Annotated in this window: 17 protein-coding genes and 1 pseudogene; 3 read left to right on the top strand and 15 right to left on the bottom strand. The window is 59.6% G+C overall.

All coding sequences use genetic code 11. The features are described from left to right. The first annotated feature begins 20 nt into the window (after nucleotides 1–20). The 3 genes from BM154_RS18100 to BM154_RS18090 all read left to right on the top strand — a co-directional run bounded on the left by BM154_RS18100 (nucleotide 21) and on the right by BM154_RS18090 (nucleotide 4,092). Nucleotides 21–1,298 carry an FAD-dependent oxidoreductase gene (locus BM154_RS18100; protein WP_074887359.1) on the top strand — a complete coding sequence of 426 codons (1,278 nt, stop codon included), beginning with the start codon at nucleotides 21–23 and terminating at the stop codon, nucleotides 1,296–1,298. 69 nt (nucleotides 1,299–1,367) lie between these two features. Beyond that, complete coding sequence (locus BM154_RS18095; protein ID WP_074887357.1) at nucleotides 1,368–2,732, top strand: MFS transporter; 1,365 nt, start codon at nucleotides 1,368–1,370, stop codon at nucleotides 2,730–2,732. Between the two features lie 124 nt (nucleotides 2,733–2,856). After that, nucleotides 2,857–4,092: an OprD family porin gene (locus BM154_RS18090; protein WP_074888700.1), complete on the top strand. Its 1,236-nt coding sequence runs from the start codon at nucleotides 2,857–2,859 to the stop codon at nucleotides 4,090–4,092. A gap of 168 nt (nucleotides 4,093–4,260) precedes the next feature. Here BM154_RS18090 and BM154_RS18085 read toward each other — a convergent pair. From BM154_RS18085 to BM154_RS18015, 15 genes and pseudogenes are all read right to left on the bottom strand, one after another. Beyond that, nucleotides 4,261–4,698 (bottom strand): annotated as a pseudogene (locus BM154_RS18085) (integrase core domain-containing protein); the annotation flags it as partial. Between the two features lie 42 nt (nucleotides 4,699–4,740). After that, on the bottom strand, nucleotides 4,741–6,168 hold the full coding sequence (locus BM154_RS18080; RefSeq protein WP_074887354.1) for an aldehyde dehydrogenase family protein: 1,428 nt from the start codon (nucleotides 6,166–6,168) through the stop codon (nucleotides 4,741–4,743). A 58-nt stretch (nucleotides 6,169–6,226) separates the two neighbouring features. Next, nucleotides 6,227–7,726 carry a CoA-acylating methylmalonate-semialdehyde dehydrogenase gene (locus tag BM154_RS18075; protein WP_074887350.1) on the bottom strand — a complete coding sequence of 500 codons (1,500 nt, stop codon included), beginning with the start codon at nucleotides 7,724–7,726 and terminating at the stop codon, nucleotides 6,227–6,229. A gap of 60 nt (nucleotides 7,727–7,786) precedes the next feature. Continuing rightward, nucleotides 7,787–8,146 carry a RidA family protein gene (locus tag BM154_RS18070; protein ID WP_074887347.1) on the bottom strand — a complete coding sequence of 120 codons (360 nt, stop codon included), beginning with the start codon at nucleotides 8,144–8,146 and terminating at the stop codon, nucleotides 7,787–7,789. 29 nt (nucleotides 8,147–8,175) lie between these two features. Then, nucleotides 8,176–9,210, bottom strand: coding sequence for a zinc-dependent alcohol dehydrogenase (locus BM154_RS18065; protein ID WP_074887345.1), 1,035 nt, complete (start codon nucleotides 9,208–9,210; stop codon nucleotides 8,176–8,178). 102 nt (nucleotides 9,211–9,312) lie between these two features. Further along, a complete protein-coding gene (locus tag BM154_RS18060; protein ID WP_074887342.1) occupies nucleotides 9,313–10,104 on the bottom strand; it encodes an IclR family transcriptional regulator in 792 nt (263 codons plus the stop codon). A 61-nt stretch (nucleotides 10,105–10,165) separates the two neighbouring features. Then, on the bottom strand, nucleotides 10,166–10,525 hold the full coding sequence (locus BM154_RS18055; RefSeq protein WP_074887340.1) for a hypothetical protein: 360 nt from the start codon (nucleotides 10,523–10,525) through the stop codon (nucleotides 10,166–10,168). Then, nucleotides 10,522–11,337 carry an ABC transporter permease gene (locus tag BM154_RS18050; protein WP_074887337.1) on the bottom strand — a complete coding sequence of 272 codons (816 nt, stop codon included), beginning with the start codon at nucleotides 11,335–11,337 and terminating at the stop codon, nucleotides 10,522–10,524. Before BM154_RS18050 ends, BM154_RS18055 begins: the two co-directional genes overlap by 4 nt. 4 nt (nucleotides 11,338–11,341) lie before the next feature. Next, nucleotides 11,342–12,223 carry an ABC transporter permease gene (locus tag BM154_RS18045; RefSeq protein ID WP_074887335.1) on the bottom strand — a complete coding sequence of 294 codons (882 nt, stop codon included), beginning with the start codon at nucleotides 12,221–12,223 and terminating at the stop codon, nucleotides 11,342–11,344. Next, nucleotides 12,220–13,302 carry an ABC transporter ATP-binding protein gene (locus BM154_RS18040; RefSeq protein ID WP_074887332.1) on the bottom strand — a complete coding sequence of 361 codons (1,083 nt, stop codon included), beginning with the start codon at nucleotides 13,300–13,302 and terminating at the stop codon, nucleotides 12,220–12,222. Before BM154_RS18040 ends, BM154_RS18045 begins: the two co-directional genes overlap by 4 nt. Nucleotides 13,303–13,397: 95 nt before the next feature. Continuing rightward, nucleotides 13,398–14,429: an ABC transporter substrate-binding protein gene (locus tag BM154_RS18035; protein WP_074887329.1), complete on the bottom strand. Its 1,032-nt coding sequence runs from the start codon at nucleotides 14,427–14,429 to the stop codon at nucleotides 13,398–13,400. A 166-nt stretch (nucleotides 14,430–14,595) separates the two neighbouring features. Then, nucleotides 14,596–15,933, bottom strand: coding sequence for an NAD(P)/FAD-dependent oxidoreductase (locus tag BM154_RS18030; RefSeq protein ID WP_083414605.1), 1,338 nt, complete (start codon nucleotides 15,931–15,933; stop codon nucleotides 14,596–14,598). Nucleotides 15,934–16,581: 648 nt separating this feature from the next. Next, complete coding sequence (locus BM154_RS18025; protein WP_074887326.1) at nucleotides 16,582–18,063, bottom strand: tripartite tricarboxylate transporter permease; 1,482 nt, start codon at nucleotides 18,061–18,063, stop codon at nucleotides 16,582–16,584. Between the two features lie 10 nt (nucleotides 18,064–18,073). Next, complete coding sequence (locus BM154_RS18020; RefSeq protein WP_074887323.1) at nucleotides 18,074–18,532, bottom strand: tripartite tricarboxylate transporter TctB family protein; 459 nt, start codon at nucleotides 18,530–18,532, stop codon at nucleotides 18,074–18,076. A 37-nt stretch (nucleotides 18,533–18,569) separates the two neighbouring features. Continuing rightward, complete coding sequence (locus BM154_RS18015; protein WP_074887322.1) at nucleotides 18,570–19,550, bottom strand: Bug family tripartite tricarboxylate transporter substrate binding protein; 981 nt, start codon at nucleotides 19,548–19,550, stop codon at nucleotides 18,570–18,572. Nucleotides 19,551–19,849: the final 299 nt, after the last annotated feature.

Here is a 19,849-nt window from a genome sequence, read left to right as displayed (position 1 = left end):
TCACTGCAAGGTAGGTATTCATGGCTCATATCATTCGTACGGTTCGTCGTGACCATGCTCCCCAGGCACAACGCCTGAAGGCCGACGTCTGTATCGCAGGTGCGGGGATTTCCGGGGTGTCCGCGGCGCTCGAGGCGGCACGCCTGGGCAAACGCGTGGTGCTGTTCGACGCCCTGCCCATGCTCGGTGGCCAGGCGGTCGGATCGATCATCGGCACCTTCTGCGGGCTGTTTTCCAACGGCCCGAATCGTCGCCAGCTGACCCACGGCATCGCCGATGGCATCCTGCGCGACCTGGGCGCCAGTGGCGATCTGCACCACAAGGTCGGCCCGCTCACCACCGTCGTTTACTATGACGAGGTGGCGCTGGGGCGCTGGATCGGTCAGCAGATCCTCGACGCTGGCATCACCGTGGTCCTCGGCGCGGTACTGCGCGAGGTTGTACGCGAGGGCAATCGCGTCGCCCAGGTACAGCTGGCCACGCGCTACGGTGATGTCCACGTGGATGCCGACGGCTTCGTCGATGCCAGCGGCGATGCCGCCCTGACCTGGAATGCAGGCTTCTCCTGTCGCGAGCCCGACACGCCGATATACGGCACGCAGATGTTCGTCATGGAGCATATCGACGAGACCCATCTACCCAGCCGCGAGGCATTCACCGAGCGGGTCAAGGCACGCGCCAGGAGCTATGGCATCGAGCGTGACGACGGCCTGTTCTTCCAGTTTCCCGGGCGTGGCACGGCCGCCTTCAACATGACCCATATCGAAACGCCGCTGGATCCGGTCGCCGCCTCCCACGTGGCCATCGAGGGGCGCCAGCAGGTGGACAAGGTGATCGCCTTCCTCAAAGCCGAGTACCCCGAGGTCTACGGCCAGGCCCGGGTTCGTGCCTATGCCCTGCCGGGCATCCGCCAGACCCGCTGGATCGTCGGCCAGCATCATCTGACTACCGATGAGGTGCGGGCCGCCACCCGCTTCCCTGACGCGGTTGCGCTGACGTCCTGGCCAGTGGAGCTGCATGGTGACGCGAAAGGCTATCAGTGGGAGCCCTTCGGCGATGATCATGTGCACAGCGTGCCACTGCGCAGCCTGCTGCCGGAAGGCAGCGAAAACCTGGTGGTGGCCGGGCGCTGCGTAGACGCCGATGCCGCTGCCTTGTCGAGCATCCGAGTCATGGGGCCCTGTATCGCCATGGGCGCGGCCGCAGCCCATGCCCTGGATCTGGCGGGCCCGCTGGGCAAGGTCAGCGAAATACCGACGGCAAGCTTGCGCGAGCGGCTCAGTTTCAACCTGCAGTAACGGCTGATACCCGGCGGCCTGACTGCCGGGCCTTAAAACAACAAAATCGCAGCGCTGTGGAGAATAACAATGTCACAACCACGCACAATCGATGTTGCCGCCCTTATCGAGGGTCGCAAGCTGACGCGCTTCAACTACCTGGTGGTCGCCGTGTCGGTGCTGATCACCTTTCTGGACGGCTTCGATCTTCTGGTGCTGTCGCATACTGCCTCGTACATCGCCGACGAAGTCGGTCTGAACAAGATCCAGCTGGGTGAGATCTTCTCGGTAGGCCTGTTCGGCATGATGCTCGGTGGGTTCTTCTTCGGTTATCTGGGGGACCGCATCGGCCGCCGTCCCACCATCATCTTCTCGACCGTTTCCTTTGGCGTGCTGACCCTGCTGTTCGCCCTGGCCAACAGCTACGAGTCGCTGATGGTGCTGCGCTTCTGCAATGGCTTCGCCCTGGGCGCGATGCTGCCGCTGTGCTGGGCATTGAACATCGAGTTCGTCCCCAAACGCTATCGCTCCACGGTGGTCACCATCATCATGGTCGGCTTCAGCCTTGGCAGCGCCATGGCCGGGCCGCTCACCGTCTGGCTGGCCCCGCACATCGGCTGGCAGGGAGTATTCGTCTTCGGCGGCATTCTGACCCTGCTTGCCAGTGCCCTGCTGTTCTTCACCCTGCCCGAGTCGGTGCGCTTCCTGACCACCAAGCGGCGCGAGCCGGAGAAAATCGCGCGGATACTCAAGCGACTCGATCCTGGCGTTGACGTGCGCGCCGATGACCACTTCGTGCTGCTCGACGAGATCGACGTGGGCACCAAGAACTTCCGCGTCAGCCAACTGTTCCTCGGCAAGCTGAAGTGGATCACCCCGATGATCTGGATCGGCTATTCGGCCAGCTCGATGGCCATGTACTTCCTCGCCTCCTGGAGCCCGCTGGTCTACACCTACGCCGGCTTCGACCGGGCCACCGCCTCCTGGGTCAGTTCGATCGCCTCCTTCACCGGCGCCATGGCCGGCCTGGCGATGATGCGTTTCGTGGATACCCGTGGCCCCTACGCCGTGATGATCTACCCGCTGCTGGCCCTTCCCTTCCTGCTGATACTCGGCATCACCGGCATGCAGGGCAGCGCCTTCCTGATCCTCAGCATGGTCGGTGCCGTGTTCGTCAAAGGTAGCCATTACGGCATTCTCAGCATCGCCGGCATCTTCTATCCCAGTGCCATCCGTGCGAACGGTGCGGGCTGGGCTACCTCGATCGCCAAGATCGGCTCGATCCTCGGCCCCTTGCTGGGCGCCTATGTACTCAATAGCGGCCTGCCGGTGGTCAAGAGTTTCCTGATCCTGGCTATCTGCCCCGCCGTACTGGCGCTATGCGCGTTCATCGTCGGACGTATCGTCGACAAGGAACCGCCGGTACAGCCGCTCTCGGCAGCATCGCAAACCTGACTCACGCCGGTCCCCCCGGCTCCCAACCTGGCTCTCTCGTCGCGCCTCTATGGCGCGGCCGGGAGCGCTTACGCCCGCGTTTTAGCCTCGCAGCTCCTGGAGACCAACAACAATGATCAGGACCATGATGACCTTGCGCCCTGCCCTAGCCCTCGGCGTCGCCACTCTGCTGACCGTCGCGCTGCCGGCCAAGGCTGACTTCATCGAAGACAGCACCGCCAGCCTGACGACCCGCAACTTCTACCTGAACCGTGACTTCCGACAAAGCGGTGCAGCCCAGGCGAAAGCCGAAGAATGGACGCAGGGCTTTATCGCGCAATTCAACTCGGGCTACAGCGAAGGGCGCCTGGGTTTCGGTGTCGATGCCCTGGCCGAGCTGGGTATCAAGCTCGACTCAGGGCGCGGCCGCCGTGGTACCGGCCTGCTGCCCTTCGGGCCGAGCAGCCAGGAGCCGGTAGACGATTACAGCGAGCTGGGGCTGACCGGCAAGATGCGCCTGTCGGCGACCGAATTGCGCCTCGGTACCCAGATGCCGATATTGCCGCTGGCCTATTACAGCGATACGCGCCTGCTGCCATCGACCTTTACCGGCGCCATCCTGACGTCCAACGAGATCGACAAACTGACCTTCACGGCTGGCCGCCTGACTCACGCCAACGGCCGCGACTCATCGGGCAACGACGACATCGGCTATGCGGGTCAGAGCAGCTCGCACCTGGACATGTTCGGTGGCGACTACCAGGTGAACAGGAACCTGACCCTGCGCTACCACCATGGCGAGCTCGCGGACATCTATCGCCAGCAGTTCGCAGGTGTCGTCCACACCTGGCCACTCAGCGACCAGGTAAGCCTGAAAACCGATCTTCGCTACTTCGACAGTCGCGACATCGGCGCCGGCAAGGCCGGCAACATCGATAACCGCAACGTCAACGGCATGTTCACCCTGAGTGCCGGATTTCACCGTTTTGCCGCCGCTTTCCAGCACCTGTCTGGCGACAGCGCATTCCCGGTCATCGATACCGGCACACCCTACGTAGTGAATCTGGTGACGTTCAACCCCTTCACCAAAGTCAATGAGAAATCCTGGCAGCTGCGCTACGAATATGACTTCGCTGGCATGGGCATTCCCGGCCTGTCGTTCATGACCCGCTACGTTGCCGGCAGCGACATCCACAGCGGCGCGGCACGCAATGGCCGCGAGTGGGAGCGCGACACCGACATCGGCTACATCGTGCAGAGCGGCCCATTGAAGGGCGTCAACGTACGCTGGCGCAACGTCACCTTTCGCTCGGGCAACGGCCTGACCCAGGACCTCGACGAGAATCGCCTGATCGTCGCCTACACCCTGAAATTCTGGTGACTGCCCAACCGGCTTTGCCTGCGCAGAGCCGGTCCGCGCCTGATCTGCTGCCGTGGGCCATCGAGGTGCCGTGTACACCAGCGGTTGCGTTCACATGACGTCGGCCAGCCACCTGCAGGCGTGACTCTCGGTAGCGCGCAGACGAAACCCGACCGCCGGCCGAAACGGCTAGTTGTGTAAACCCAGTACGTTGTTCAGTGGCCATGGAGCCCGACTAATGGTTGGTTTGTAGTGGAGGCTGGCATGTGGCCTGTGCCAGTTGTAGTGGTGCAGCCAAGCTGGCAGGTGCCTGGCTCGTTGCTCGGAGCTGTCATAGCTGCGTGAATAGGCCTACTCACTTAGGCTCGTCTGCATGAAACGTTCGGCCTTGCCGTTGGTACGTGGCTTATAGGGCTTGATGCCGAGCCGAGCGCATAAGAGCCGAAACGTATGAGAGCGGCAGCAGACACCATTGTCTGTCATGACGCGTTTGAAGCGGATACTCAACCCACGGTAGTAACGCAACGCCCGCAACAACGCCCGGCAGGCGCTATTGCTGCGCTCATCTGGAAGCAGGCTGGTGAAGGCCAGCCGGGACGCATCATCGATGGCCACATGACGAATACCAACAAGCCCGCTTATGCGGGCTTGCTTCGGTTACCGAGCTTACTAGCCTGCCCAGCCCACCACACCTTTGATTTCCAGGAAGTCATGGATGCCCCAGCCGGCATATTCGCGGCCGTTACCGGACTGTTTGTAACCACCGAACGGAGCAAAGGTGTCCCAGTCCGGGTAGTTGAGGTAGACCGAGCCGGCACGCATGCGGGCGGCCACTGCACGAGCGCGCTCAAGATCGGTCGACTGCACATAGGCGGCCAGTCCATAAACGGTGTCGTTGGCCATCTCGATGGCCTGTTCTTCACTGTCATATGGCAGGATCGACAGCACCGGACCAAAGATTTCTTCACGGGCGATGGTCATCTGCGGGGTCACGTCGCCGAACACTGTGGGCTTGACGTAATAGCCGGTATTCAGACCATCGGGACGGCCCAGACCGCCACTGACCAGGGTGGCGCCCTCTTCGATACCCGTGGCGATCAGGCCCTGGATCTTGTTGAACTGCGCCTCGCTGATCACCGGGCCGAGGTGGCTGCCGTCCTCCAATGGGCTGCCGGTCACCATCTGTTCGGTGGTCTGTCTGGCAATTTCGAGAACGCGGGCATGCTGGGCACGCGGCACCAGCATGCGTGTTGGCGCATCGCAGGACTGCCCTGAGTTGGAAAAGCAGCCTTTCACACCCTTGGCCACCGCAATGTCGAAATCGGCATCCTCTAGAAGGATATTCGCCGACTTTCCGCCCAGCTCCTGGGCCACGCGCTTCACGGTATCGGCTGCTGCCTTGGCGACGATGATGCCGGCACGGGTCGAGCCAGTGAAGGACACCATGTCCACCTTGGGGTGGCTGGCCATGTGTTGCCCCACGTCGGGCCCGGTGCCATTGACCAGATTGAAGACCCCAGCAGGGACACCAGCCTCTTCGAGAATCTCGGCGAAGATGATCCCCGTCATCGGCGCGATCTCACTCGGTTTGAGGACCACGGTGCAGCCTGCGGCGATGGCGGGTGCGACCTTGCAGACGATCTGGTTCAGAGGCCAGTTCCATGGCGTGATCAGCGCGCACACGCCAATGGCCTCTCGCACCACATGGGTGCTGCCATGGTCCTCACTGAACTGGAATTTCTCCAGGGCGCTGATGGTCGACTCCAGGTGCGCGCGGCCGCTCCAGATCTGCGCGTCACGGGCGAAATGCAGTGGCGCGCCCATCTCCTGGCTGACGGCCTGCACCAGGTCCTCGTAGCGCAGGTTGTAGACCCGCAGGATCTCTTTCAGCAGGGCCAGGCGTGTTTCGACGCTGGTCACCGAAAAGGTCGAGAAGGCCTTGGCAGCTGCCTCGACGGCGGCATCCACATCCTCGGCATTGCCGACCGCGATGCTGATGAAAGCCTGTTCGGTAGCTGGGTTGATGACGTCCAAAGTACTGCCAGAGCGGGCGGCCACCCACTGGCCATCTATAAAGAACTTGTGTGCGTTATTCATCGTCAATCTCGCCTCGAATGGGGACTTCGGGCAGGGTCGCTACCCTGCCCGGCTCGGGTTAACGGTTGCTCGGGAAGGCGAACTGCGCCGCCTCGTGGCTGGCACGACGTGGCCAGCGCTGGGTAACGGCCTTCTTGCGGGTGTAGAAGCGCACGCCATCCGGACCATAGGCATGCAGGTCACCGAACAGTGAGCGCTTCCAGCCGCCGAAGCTGTGGTAACTGACCGGCACCGGCAGCGGTACGTTGACGCCGACCATGCCCACTTCGATCTCATCGCAGAACAAACGGGCGGCCTCACCGTCACGGGTGAAGATGCAGGTGCCGTTGCCATATTCGTGATCGTTGATCAGTTGCATGGCCTCTTCGAGACTGCTGACCCGCACGATGCACAGCACCGGGCCGAAGATCTCATCGGTATAGATGCTCATCTCGGCGGTGACGTGGTCGAACAGCGTGCCACCGACGAAGAAACCGTTCTCGTGGCCAGCCACCTGCAGATCGCGCCCATCCACAAGCAGGCTGGCGCCCTGGGCCACACCCGCATCGATATAACCCTTGACCTTGTCGCGTGCCGCGCCGGTTACCAGCGGTCCCATGTCCAGGCCACAGTCAGTACCAGCACCCACCTTCAGCGCCTTGATCTGCGGCACGATCCTTTCCACCAGAGCATCGGCAACTTCATCGCCGACACACACCGCCACCGACAAGGCCATGCAGCGCTCACCGCAGGAACCATAGGCCGCGCCCATCAGCGCACCCACCGCGTTGTCAAGATCGGCGTCAGGCATCAGCACTGCGTGGTTCTTGGCCCCGCCCAGGGCCTGCACGCGCTTGCCGCGCTTGGTACCTTCGCTGTAGATGTACTCGGCAATCGGCGTGGAGCCGACAAAACTCAGGGCTTTAACGTGTGGTGACTGGATCAGACCGTCGACGGCCTGCTTGTCACCGTGCACCACACTCATCACGCCCTTGGGCAGCCCGGCCTCGATCAAAAGCTCGGCGATGTACAGCGTCGAGCTGGGATCACGCTCCGAGGGTTTGAGGATGAAACAGTTACCGCAGACGATAGCCAGCGGGTACATCCACAGCGGCACCATGGCAGGGAAATTGAACGGGGTGATACCGGCCACCACCCCCACTGGCTGCAGGTCGGTCCAAGCGTCGATGTTCGGGCCGACGTTGCGGCTGTACTCGCCCTTGAGCAGCTCGGGGGCGGCACAGGCGAACTCGACATTCTCGATGCCGCGCTTGAGTTCACCAACGGCATCTTCCAGGGTCTTGCCGTGCTCTTCACTGATCAGCTGGGCGATGTGCGCTTCGTTGGCCTCCAGCAGTTGCTTGAAGCGGAACATCACCTGAGCACGCTTGGCCGGCGGCGTGTTGCGCCAAGCCGGGAATGCGGCTCGTGCCGCATCGATGGCCTGTTGCAGGGTGGCGTCATCGGCCAGGGCCACCTGCCTGATCACCACGCCCGTGGACGGGTTATAGACATCGGCGGTGCGCCCGCTGCCCTGCACGCGTTCGCCATTGATCAGATGTGCAACGATACTGCTCATGAATGCTCTCCAGTGCCGGGCCCCTCAGGCAGGCCCGGTCAATCGTGAATGGCGGGCGCCTCAAGCCTTGACGGCAGCCTGCAGGGCGATTTCGACGAGGATATTGTCTGCCGCCATGTTGGCTTCTACGGTGGCCCGCGCCGGCAGCGCGTCTTGCGGAATCCATTCACGCCAGACCGCGTTCATCGCAGCGAAGTCCTTTACCGCGTGCTTGAGCCAGATCTGTGCAAAGAGGATGTGCGACTTATCCGAGCCGGCCTCGGCCAGCAGCGTGTCGATGCGCTCCAGCACCTGGGCGGTCTGCCCGGCTACATCCTGGGTGCGGTCGGCAGGCACCTGACCGGTGATGTAGACGATGCCGTTGTGGACCAGGGCGTGACTAAGCAGGCCGGGGTTGGGTTGCAGGCGGGTAATAGTCATGGAGACTCCTATCAGGATCGTGGGATGAGTCAGGCAATTTTCAACACGGTGCGCCCGACCAACTGGCCTTTGCGCATGCGATCAAAAACGGTGTTGATATCGTCCAGGCCTGCCAGGCTGACCTCGGCCTTCACCTGACCGCGGGCAGCGAAGGCCACAGCTTCGTTGAGGTCTTGGCGAGTGCCGATGTTGGAGCCGGTGATCGATAGCTCCCACCCGCTAATGGCTGAGATCGAGGTTCTTACAGCGTCGGCATTACCGCCCGGCAAGCCAATGAATACGGCGGTGCCTCCAGGGCGCAGCATCTGCACCGACTGTTCGAAGGCCGCATTGGCCGTGGCGGTGACCAATGCCGCGTGAACACCGCCGGGAATCTGTTGCCTGAGGCTCGCCACAGGGTCGCTCAGCGCATCGATAAGGCACTCGGCGCCATAGCGGCCGGCCAGCTCGAGCTTGTCGGCGCCGACATCGATCGCCGCCACACGCAGCCCCATGGCTACGGCGTACTGCACTGCGACGTGGCCCAGGCCGCCGATACCCAGCACCGCCACCCACTGGCCTGGCTGGGCGCGGGAGCGCTTGAGGCCCCGGTAGGTGGTGACCCCGGCGCATAGAATCGGCGCCAGGGCGTAAAGATCAGTGCCAGCGGGGATGCTGGCTACGAACGCAGCGGGGGCAACCATGTATTCAGCGTACCCACCCTGCTGGCTGTAGCCGGTGGACTCCCGTCGCTCGCAGATGGTTTCCATGCCGCCCTGGCAGAACTCGCAGGTGCCACAGGCGCTGTACATCCACGGCATGCCGACGGCGGTACCGATAGCCGGCTCGCTGACACCCGGTCCCACAGCGGCGACGTAACCCGTGACTTCATGGCCCGGAATCAGCGGTAGTCGCGGTAGAGCCGACCAATCGCCATCAATGGCGTGCAGGTCGCTATGGCACACCCCGCAGGCAACGACACGAATCAGTACTTGGCCTGGGCCAGGCTGAGGGATCGGCACTTGCTCAATGCGCAGGGGCTCCCCTGCGGCATGCAGAACAGCTGCTTTCATGGTTTGACTCATTGCGCACTCCTATTACTGGGCCCGGACGGTGGGCAAAGGGGCACCTATACCGCGGGCTGGGCCTGCGGCAGGGTGTACGGTTTCATGGGTTCCCCGGGAGCGTCAGCCCACGGGGCGCAAGCTGCGTGTCGCGCTGGCAATGGCCCGCGCAGTGTTAATTACCTTGGGCGCCAGCTGTCTGCGCACATCTTCCAGACTCCAGCGGCTAAATGGCACAGAGATGTTGACCGCCCCGAGGGGATAGCCATCGGCGTTGACCACGGCGGCAGCAACACTGATGTCCCCGGCGTAATATTCTTCTTGCGCATACGCATACCCCTCATTGCGGGCCTCGGCAACGATGGCACGCAAAGCCTCTAGGTCAGTCACGGTGCTGGCGGTATAGCTGTGCCGCTCAGAGGCCACCAGAATGGCATCCGCCTCAGCTTCCGGCAGCGCCGCCAGATAGGCCCGCCCGGCCGAGGTGCAGTACATCGGCAGGTGGCGGCCCAGAGGCATGTGCAATGCGATCTGCTTGTGGCTGGGGAAACGAGCGACATAGAGCATGTCCAGGCCGCACGGCTCGAGCAGGTTGCAGCTTTCTTCGACGTCGCGGTTGAGCTCGTGCAGGTACGGGTTGGCACGCTCGATCAGCTCGCTGGTCTGCAGATAGCCGGTTCCCAGATCAAGAGACTTGGGGGCCAGGCGGAAGCGTTTGGTCACTGGCTCCTTGTACAGATATCCCAGCGTCTCAAGAGTGAAGGCCGAACGCTGTACGGTGCTCTTGTTCAGCCCCGTGGCTTCGGCCAGTTCCACGAGGCTCATGCTCGGGCGCCCGGCGCGAAAAGCAGTGAGAATCGCCAGCCCTTTGGATAGAGCGGTGATGAAAAGCGGCGAGTCTTCTAGAGAACTCATGGGGTTATCCTTGTTGTTGCCGGGACAGCCTCGCCTATAACGGTACGGTCCACACGGCGTTTCATTCGAAATGACTCAATATGGTGCCTGATTCAACGACCGATTCAGTGTCCCCGAAACGGTCTGCGGCGAAAGGCTGCACGCGTTCATCCATACCGCTGCTGGAAATGGCCTTTGCCAGAAACGCACCTGAAGCGGTTGCAGCGGCGTGGCCAGCCATTACTGACGAACAGGCCGTGCTGCTGGCGATAAGCTCCCGGCAGCGAACCGAAATTCTTGATGATATGTACCAGGCTCGTTCACTGGCCAGTAGCCTAATCGCCATGCCTTCAGTCCCGCGCCCCTGCATATGATGGCCGTTCCAGATGAATTCCGGGATCTCTTGGCCGGCATGCGCCAGGCGCAGGTCGATTGCGCTCACAGCGAGCTCCTCTTGGCTTTGCGCTGGGCCATGAGGCTGATACAGAGCATGAGGATCGACAGCAGGGTCATGAGGGTGGCCACCACGGCAATCAACGGGTCGATTTCCGAACGCAGCGAGCTGAACATGCGCTTGGTCAGGGTCGAACTGTCGCCACCGCTGATGAATAGTGAAATAACCGCTTCATCCAGGGAAATGGCGAAGGCGAACATGGCGGCGGCAATCACCGAAAAACGGATCTGTGGCAGAGTCACGTCAAAGAACGCCCGCAGCCGGGTGGCGCCGAGAATGCAGGCGGCCTGCTCCTGCGTCATGTCATAGCTGCGAAGCCCAGCACCAACGTTGATGACCACGTAAGGCAAGGCGAGCAGCGTGTGCGCGAGTACCAGCCCGGGGATGGTGTTGTTCAGATCGAAACGCGCATAGACGAAGAACAGCCCGATGGCGATGAAGATGGTCGGCACGATCATCGGCGCCAGCATCAACCCACGCAACACGCCGCTCAGCCGCGACTGGCTGACGTGCAGCGAATAGGCTGCCGCAGTGCCCAGGGTGGTGGCGAGCAGCATGGTCAGGGTGGCGGTGATCAGGGACACGGTGGTCGCCGTACGCCATTCCAGCGAGGCGAAATAGCTGAAGAACGGCTCCAGACTCAGGGACTTCGGTGGAAAGCTCAGGTAGCGCGCATCCGACAGTGACATCGGGATCACCACCAGAGTTGGCAGAACCAGGAACAGCATGGTCAGTACCACCAGCAGGTACAGCCATGAAGCGCGCAGCATGCCGCTGAGAGATTGTTGGATTCGGCTCATGACGTCACTCGCTGCGCCGGCTGAAGCCCGCGCCCTTCTTTACGATGAACAGCATCAGCAAGGTGGCGATCAACAGCACCACGCCCAGCGACGATGCCGCCCCCCAGTTCGCATACATCGACACATCGCTTTCGATGCGCATCGAGATCATCTGCACCTTGCCACCACCCAGCAGAGCTGGGGTGACGTAGAAGCCCAGGGTGATCACGAACACCAGGGTGGCGCCGGCGGCCAGCCCCGGCAGCGAAAGCGGCAGAAACACATCGCGAAACGCCCGCGCCGGCGACGCACCGAAGGCCGCCGCGGCCTGGTTGTAGATGGGGTCGATGCTCTTCATCGCCGCATACAGCGGCAGGATCATGAACGGCAACATGATGTGCACCATGCCAATGACCGTGCCGGTCAGGTTGTGCACCAGCGACAGCGGAACGTCGGTAATGCCCAGCGCCATCAGCAGGTCGTTGGCCATGCCACGGCGCTGCAGGATGATCAGCCAGGCATAGGTGCGCACCAGCAGCGAGGTCCACAGCGATACCAGCAACACGCCCATCGCCAGGCTGGCCAGCCAGTGGGGACCCTTGGTCATGAAATAGGCGTAGGGGTAGCCGATCAATACACAGACGACGGTAACAATGACGGCGATCTTGAAGGTCTGCACGAAGGTCAGCACATAGATCGGCTCGAGCAGTCGTGTGTAATTCTGTATGGTCAATTGCCCATCGGCATCGAACAGCGAAAGCCAGAACAGCCAGCCTATCGGCAGCACGAAGGTGACCAGCACCAGCAACAGCGCGGGCAGCCCTGAACCGAACAGGAACATGCGATGGCGTCTGTCCGCGCTACGCAGCTCGCGCGCATTCAGCGCACCAGCGTCGATCGCGCTCATGCCTGCTCTCCCACGACCAGCGTGTCCTGCATGTGCAGCCCCAGGGTCACTGCCTCGCCGCGCACGGGCAGGCGATTGTCCGAGGAGCTGCGGGTCGGACGACGAATCGCCACAGCCATGCCCTCGCCCAGGTCGACCTGCACCAGTTGGCTCTCGCCCTGGAAGATCACGTCGCTGACGCGGCCTTGCAGCAAGTTGAAGTCAGCAGCATCGGTGGTGACGAACTGCAGCTTCTCCGGGCGAACCACCAGGCTGGGCTGTTGCAGTCCGCTGATCTGGCTGGCGGTGCGTAGTGCCCGGCCCTGGAAACGAATCTGCCCACCTTCCACACTGACCGGCAGGCACGAGGACTCGCCGACGAACTCGGCGATGAAACGATTGGCCGGGCGCTCGTAGAGATTGAGCGGGGTATCGACTTGGCGGATCTTGCCCTTGCTCATCACCGCGATGCGGTCCGACATGGTCAGTGCCTCGCGCTGATCATGGGTCACGTAGACCACGGTCATACCTAGTCGCTCGTGCAGGCGGCGCAGTTCCAGCTGCATGGTTTCACGCAGGCGTTTGTCCAAGGCCGAAAGCGGCTCGTCCATCAACAGGATCTTCGGTTCGAAGACAATGGCACGGGCCAGAGCAATGCGCTGGCGCTGGCCCCCGGACATCTCCGTGATTCCACGCTCGATCAGATGATCCAGTTCCACCGTGGCCAGCGCCTGTTCGACACGCTGACGAATTTCAGCACGCTTGTAGCCGCGCAATTTCAGCGGATAAGCCACGTTCTGGAACACGTTCATGTGAGGAAACAATGCGTAGCTCTGGAACATCATGCCGACATCACGCTTGTGCGGCGGCTCGAAGATCATCTCGCGGCCGCCGAACCGGATACTGCCCGCGTCCGGCCGAACGAACCCAGCCAACGCCATCAAAAGGGTTGTCTTGCCGGAGCCCGAAGACCCCAGTAGAGACAGAAACTCACCGCTCTTGATAGACAGAGATACGTCATCCAGCGCAGCGAAACCGCTATAGGTCTTGGTCAGATTTTCGATATCGATGGACATCGAAAGCTTGTGGTCTACGGACATACTCACACTCGGCACATTTCGGACGTCAGGCGCCCTTTCTAATCGTAAGTCGATGACCATTGCCGCGGCCCGACACTCGGACCGCGAGCGACGGATCACTGGGCGATGAACAATGCGAATCGCTGGCGGACGGCCTCTTGATTCTCAACCCACCATTGAGGAGACACGGCGACCACCTTGTCGATGTTCTGCGGAGATGTAGGTAAGCGCTTTGCCAATTCCGGACTGATGATCGGCAATTCGTAGGCCTTGGCATTTACTGGCGAATACGGAATCAGTGTTGCCAGCATGGCCTGGCTTTCGGGCTTCATGATTTCGGCAATCAGCTTCATGGCCTGGGCCTTGTTTGCCGTACCCTTGGGCACAATCAGACAGTCATGGCTCAACAAGGCCCCGTCGAAGCTATAGTCGACATCCTCGCCACTGGCTTTCACGTCGCTGACACGACCGTTCCAGATCGCCAGGAAGTCTACCTCGCGACTGCGCAGGAGCTGCGCCGAGTCAGCCCCCGCACTCCACCAGTTGACAACTTGCGGCTTGATCCGAGTAAGCACCTTGATCGCACGCTCGACGTCCAGCGGATAGAGCTCACTTGGAGCGACACCATCGCCCAGCAACGCTGCTTCCATGGTCAGCCATGGCTGACGGTAAAGCGCACGTGCTCCCTTGACCTGAGGATCGAAGAACTGTTGCCAGTTCTTCGCCACAGGTCGGCCGCTATCCTCGGCCCAGGCCACTACAGTGGCGTAGGCATGGCTGCCGATCCAGTGACTGCTGACAACGGACTTGTCGATGTCCTTGGCATCGATCACCGAGTAATCCAGCGGCTCGACCAGCCCTTCCTGCTGAGCCTGGGCGCACTCGGTGCTGCCCAGTTCCACTACATCCCACTTGGGTTTGCCCGACAGCACTTGCGCACGGACGGCGGCGAGGCCATCCATGTTGTCTTCACGGATGGTAATGCCCAGCGCCTTGGCGGCAGGCTCCAGGTAGGCCTTACGCTCAGCATCCTGCAAGGCACCTCCCCAACCGGCAAATGTAACCGTATCCGCAGCATGCACATGAGCCACTGCACACAGAGAAATACCCGCTGCCAGCGCAGCCAACGGCTTATTGATCGATCGCATGTTCAACTCCTGAGCTTGTTGTAATTAGACAGTTGAATAAAACGCTGGGCGGATGCCCTTACTACTACTCTTCTTATTGATTGGGGCGGAGCAATCTCCCCGCTTCTACTTACTGCACTGCATCGGAAGCTGAATGAAGTGATAAACGCGGTTCATCGCTTGGTGATCACTGCGCATCCTTGAAGCGGTACCACGCGTAGGCCAATCGCTGTCCAACTCGCAGAAACGGCTGGAATGGAAAACGCCTGGGTATCTGATGAAGAAAGTCGACCGACGTAGGCTGACTATCACCCGCTACCATCTGCGCCAGACGCTTACCTGACTGCACCGAGAAGGAAACACCGCTGCCGGCATAGCCCCCTGCGCAAACCACGTTATGCAGCCCAGGCACACGACAGATGAAAGGCAGCGAGTTCTCGCTCACAGCGACCCAGCCACCCCAGTTGTAATCCACGCCAATGCCCTGCAAGACTGGAAACTTGCGACACAATGCGTCCTGCAGGTTCTGGCGGTGCTTGGGGTTTTCCGCGTCGCGGCCAGTTATTGCGCTCCGCCCTCCAAACAGGATGCGATCATCCGGAAGACGCCGGTAATAGGACAGCAGGTTGCGGGTATCGAACATGCACTCGCTACCCACCAAACTCTGCATCTTCTCTTCAGCCGTTAGCGGACGCGTCACGATTATCTGGGAATGCACTGGCAACACTCGTCCGGCCGTTGCCTTGTGCAGAGCTGGCGAGGTGTAGCCGTTGGTGGCCACGACCACGTGTTTGGCGGTCACAATACCGCCTGGTGTTACCAGGCGATGATCGCCCTTGTCGCTATGCCACTGGGTAACCGGTGAGCCCACATGCACCGTGGCGCCCGCTTCCCGCGCCATCCGCAGGATTCCCCAGGCGAGCTTTAGTGGATGCATGGAAAATCCGTCAGGCATGTATAACGCACCGAACGACTCGGCACCGCCATGTACAGCATTCACCTGCTCGGCAGTAACCAATCTGGCATCGTACTTGAGCACATCGTTATACAGCCCTACCTCGCGCTTGAGCCCATCAACATGGCCTGCATCGCTCGCGACCTTGTAAACGCCATCAGGCTGAGCATCACACTCGATCCTCCCGTCATGAATGAGGTCGCGCACGGTATTCAAGCCAGCCGACATCTCATCGAAATAGGCCTTGGCCGTAACAGGACCATGGCGACGGATCAGTTCCGCAAGCGGAACACGACCTCCGGATATCCGAGCGAAGCTGCCATTGCGGCCGCTGCAGCCCCACGCCACCTGATTGGCCTCCAACACGACCGCGCGGATTCCGTGCTCACGCGCCAGATGCAGAGCGCAGCTAAGCCCCGTGTAGCCGCCGCCAATAATCGCCACTTCAACATCCAGCGGCCCGCTCACCGGGCCGTCATCCTCAGGAGCAATACCTGCGGTATCGGCCCAATAGGACGACGAGTGCGGAGCGCCTATGCCGGGATGAGCGTTGACTAACGGATCGTACAATTTATTCTCCGTATCGCTAGGCGATATATATAAATCGATTAAAAACAATATTTGCTCGAATATTGATATTCGTCAACAGAAAAGGAGAAATCGGATTAGGAACAACGTTAGGGTAGGTGTGGCGTTGGCCTGCGTTTGTATGCTGCAGAGGTCATCGCTGAGTAGAGGTGGAGAGCCTTGGGGGGCGAACCTGCGGAGCGTTATTGGCACGAGTCAAAGCAGTTTTTCCAACACACGGCCCAGAAGCCCTGCCCTCTGGCTCGAAGCTGGCTGGCCGGGTCCTTCTGCAAGCGACGGATCGGCTGCGGCGGACAGCAGTGCAACCCGACCTTTCTCTTGCTGCCGATTGCTTTATTTGCGAACGCGGAGGCAACTTTAAGCTGGCTCGCTGATCGACCCCGTCGAAGGGGCTCCTACGATCAAGCCGGCCTGCTGGTGCGTATCGACAAAAAAGCGCTGGGTAACGACCGGCGTCGCTGGATCACATCGTCGTGGCAGGCCAGCAAACAGTGCTGATCGCTGAAGAAGGTTTGCTGTGAACCTGAAGGGCCTAGCCCCCTTTTGGCCTCATGGCGAATGCGCACAGTCGATGGAACGAAGCCCAGCACATGGGCCGGGCTTCAATGATAAAAACTGAGCTATGGGAGCCTAACCACGTCCAGTCTTGCGAAAGAGTCGAAGCGCCGGAAGCAAAAAGGCCAACAGGGACACGACCAGCAAGATGAGTGACACGGAGTTGGTTAAGAACACCGTCCAGTCGCCATCTGAAATGATGAGCGCCCGGCGCAAATTCACTTCAATCATCTCACCTAGAACAAGTGCCAGGATGATGGGTGCAGTCGGAAAATCCGCTTTGCGACACAGGTAGCCAAACACCCCGAACGCCACCGTTATGGCCACAGGGAAGAAGGAGTTCTCTGTGGCGTAAGCACCTATCAAACTCAACCCCGCGACAATCGCTGCGATCACTGGCACTGGGATATCCGCGAATCGAGCCCACAACTTGGAACCCAGCAGGCCTATGAGCACCATGATAGGAACGCCGAACCATAATGAGGCAAGGATCGTATAGGGGATCTCAGGATTTTTAGTAAACAGCAATGGACCTGGCTGCACCCCATGCACCATTAACGCGCCCACTAGTACTGCAGTCGTGGCAGAGCCCGGTATTCCGAGCGCCAGCATTGGGGCCAAATTGCCTGACACAGCAGAGTTATTGGCCGTCTCAGAAGCTGCAACCCCCTCATAACTCCCCTTTCCAAAGTTCTCAGGCTCCTTGGAGGAGCGCTTGGCTTCGGCGTACGCGAGAAAGGATGCTACCGATGCACCAGCCCCCGGTATGACGCCAACAAGATAGCCGATCACCGTACTTTTCAAGATCACCCATTTCAGCTGGTAAAACAGCGCCATTGGGACTTCAAAAATTCCCCCGAGACTGACGTTTGGCTTTTTCTCGCGGTGGAGATCCTCGAGCATGATGAATACTTCTGACAGGGCGTAGAGCCCCAGCAAGGCAGGCACAAGAGGTATACCTTCGAAAAACTCGGTTGAGGGAGTAAATCGGGGAACACCTGTTTGTGGATCAAGCCCCACAAACGCAAATACCAGCCCTACGCCCATCGCAATGGCGCCTTTTATCGGCTGATTCGCCGAAAGACCTGAGGCAAGGCTCAAGCCGACAAGGCCGATCGCAAAATACTCGATTGGTCCCAGTTTGAGAGCAATTTCAGATAGGGGTACGGCGGTGAAGAGGAACATGAACGAGCTGATGAGCATTCCAATGCCGGAAGCGACAATGGACACGTTCAGCGCTTTGCCCCCATTACCTTGAAGGTTGAGCGGATACCCATCCCATGCTGTTGCTACTGCGGCAGCCGTACCTGGCGTATTGAGAATAATGGCTGTTATTGCGCCACCGTACTCCGCTGCCACATATAACCCGACCAACATCACAATGGATGAGATCGGGTCCATGGCATAAGTAAACGGGATGAGCAACGAAACGCCTAAAGTGGGACCTAGCCCTGGAATGGCACCAATCACATAACCGATCAAAGCGCCGATCAACAGTGCGAAACAGACAGAAAAGCTATTGAAACTGCTAAGACCTAGAAGAATATTATCCAACATGTTCCCATCCTCAATTCATTGGTATTGCCAGCAGCAGATCGAAGGCCAAGTAAATAAAGGCAAGGAACATGACCGACGTCATTAATGCCCCCAACCAGCCTGCACCTGCAAGACGGCAAAGCCCTAGGATGAAGATCGCAAACACAGGATAAATACCTGCAAATGGAAATATGGCCGCTGCAATAACAAACCAGAGCATTCCCGCGATTACCCGCTTCGAGCCAGATGTTGCGACTTTTGGCTTATCAGGTTTTAGCGCATCTACTATCATGCTGACGATAGCCAAGACCAAGGTAAACAGCGCCACAATGAGTGGCACATCACCGGGACCTAAATCACCCGGATTTATAGAAATCGGCATCATGAAGGATTCATAGCAAGCCACGCCCAAGAACACTATCACGGCGACATACAATAAAGCTTCAGGCACAGTTAAGCTTAGCCTGACAGTAACTGAACCAGAGTGCATCAGACTCTCCTTTACTTATTATTCTTCAGGCATTCGCTTATTGAATGCCCGCTTCTTTCAGAGCATCCTTGGCAAGTTCAACCTGATTCGCCAAACTCTTCTGATATTCGGTAGGCCCAAGCGTCTCGGTCTCCAAGCCCGCCTGTTCCTGATAACGGATAAAGTTCGGATCGCTCATGCCTTTCGTGAATATTTCGGCGAGGGCATTCTGAACATCTTGCGGGATCCCGGCCGGGCCATATATCCCGCGTACCTGATACCAGTCTGCGCCCTCGCTCACTCCCGCTTCGATGAACGTTGGCACCTCGGGTAGCAGCTTATTGCGACGGGGCGCCAGCACCCCCAATGCCCTCACGCGCTTGGCCTCGATGAATTGAAAGGCTTGGCCGGGATTGGTTACCGTGGCTTGTACATGACCGCCCAGCATGGCTGATGTTGCGTCCGTAGAGCTGCCATAGCTCACCCAGCTGAACTCAATATCTTTGGGTTGAGTAAAGAGGTGTGTCGCAATATAAGCGGTAGAGCCGATCGTTCCATAGCCACTAACAATCAACGGCCGGCCGCTGCGCTTCGTGCCCTCGATCAATTGCTCATACGTCTGATACGGCGAGTCTTCATTGACCAGAAGGATGTGCGTGTCGATTTGATTCTGCAAAACCCACGTGAAGTCTGTCGGTGCAAACAGTCCTTTTAAATTCGTAAGCATTCCAGTCAAATGCGTAAGCGTGTTAATTCCTATCGTGTAGCCGTCGGGTGATGCATTCGAGAGGGACGCCATTTGAGCAGCCCCAGCACCGCCCGGACGGTTCTCAACTATTATCGGTTGCCCTGCAAAAGGCTCAGCGGCCCGAGCCAATGCCCTGGCGTAGACATCTGCCGCGCCACCAGGGCCTACATGGACGACAATTCGGATCGGTTTGACTGGAAATTTATCGCTTTCCGTAGCCGCAAAGGCTCCAGTCGGGTGCAGACCATAGACAAGTATTGCGAGTAGCGAGATACACCGTGAATTCCTCATCGTGCCTCCATAAACTTATTATTATTGTCGAATCAGCGCGGCGGATCATTTCGACTCGCCCTTCTCCCGAATAGCCTTTCGTAAAAAACCTCTAACCAGGACGTTAAGTAGCTGATAATTCCAGCAAGCAATTTAAATCAATAAGCAGCTGACCGCTTATTACAGCTAGCATAGGAATTCACCCAAAAACCAACAATAACCTTTTTCTCATACCAGCCCATGCCATACCGGCATAAGCCATTTAATGAAACTTCCTGTATCAATTGCCTCGCTCAAACCGCCATATGGCACTTGCACTA

This window comes from Phytopseudomonas argentinensis (genome assembly GCF_900113905.1).
GTDB lineage: Bacteria > Pseudomonadota > Gammaproteobacteria > Pseudomonadales > Pseudomonadaceae > Aquipseudomonas > Aquipseudomonas argentinensis.
This window is presented reverse-complemented; position numbering and strand designations above follow the sequence as displayed.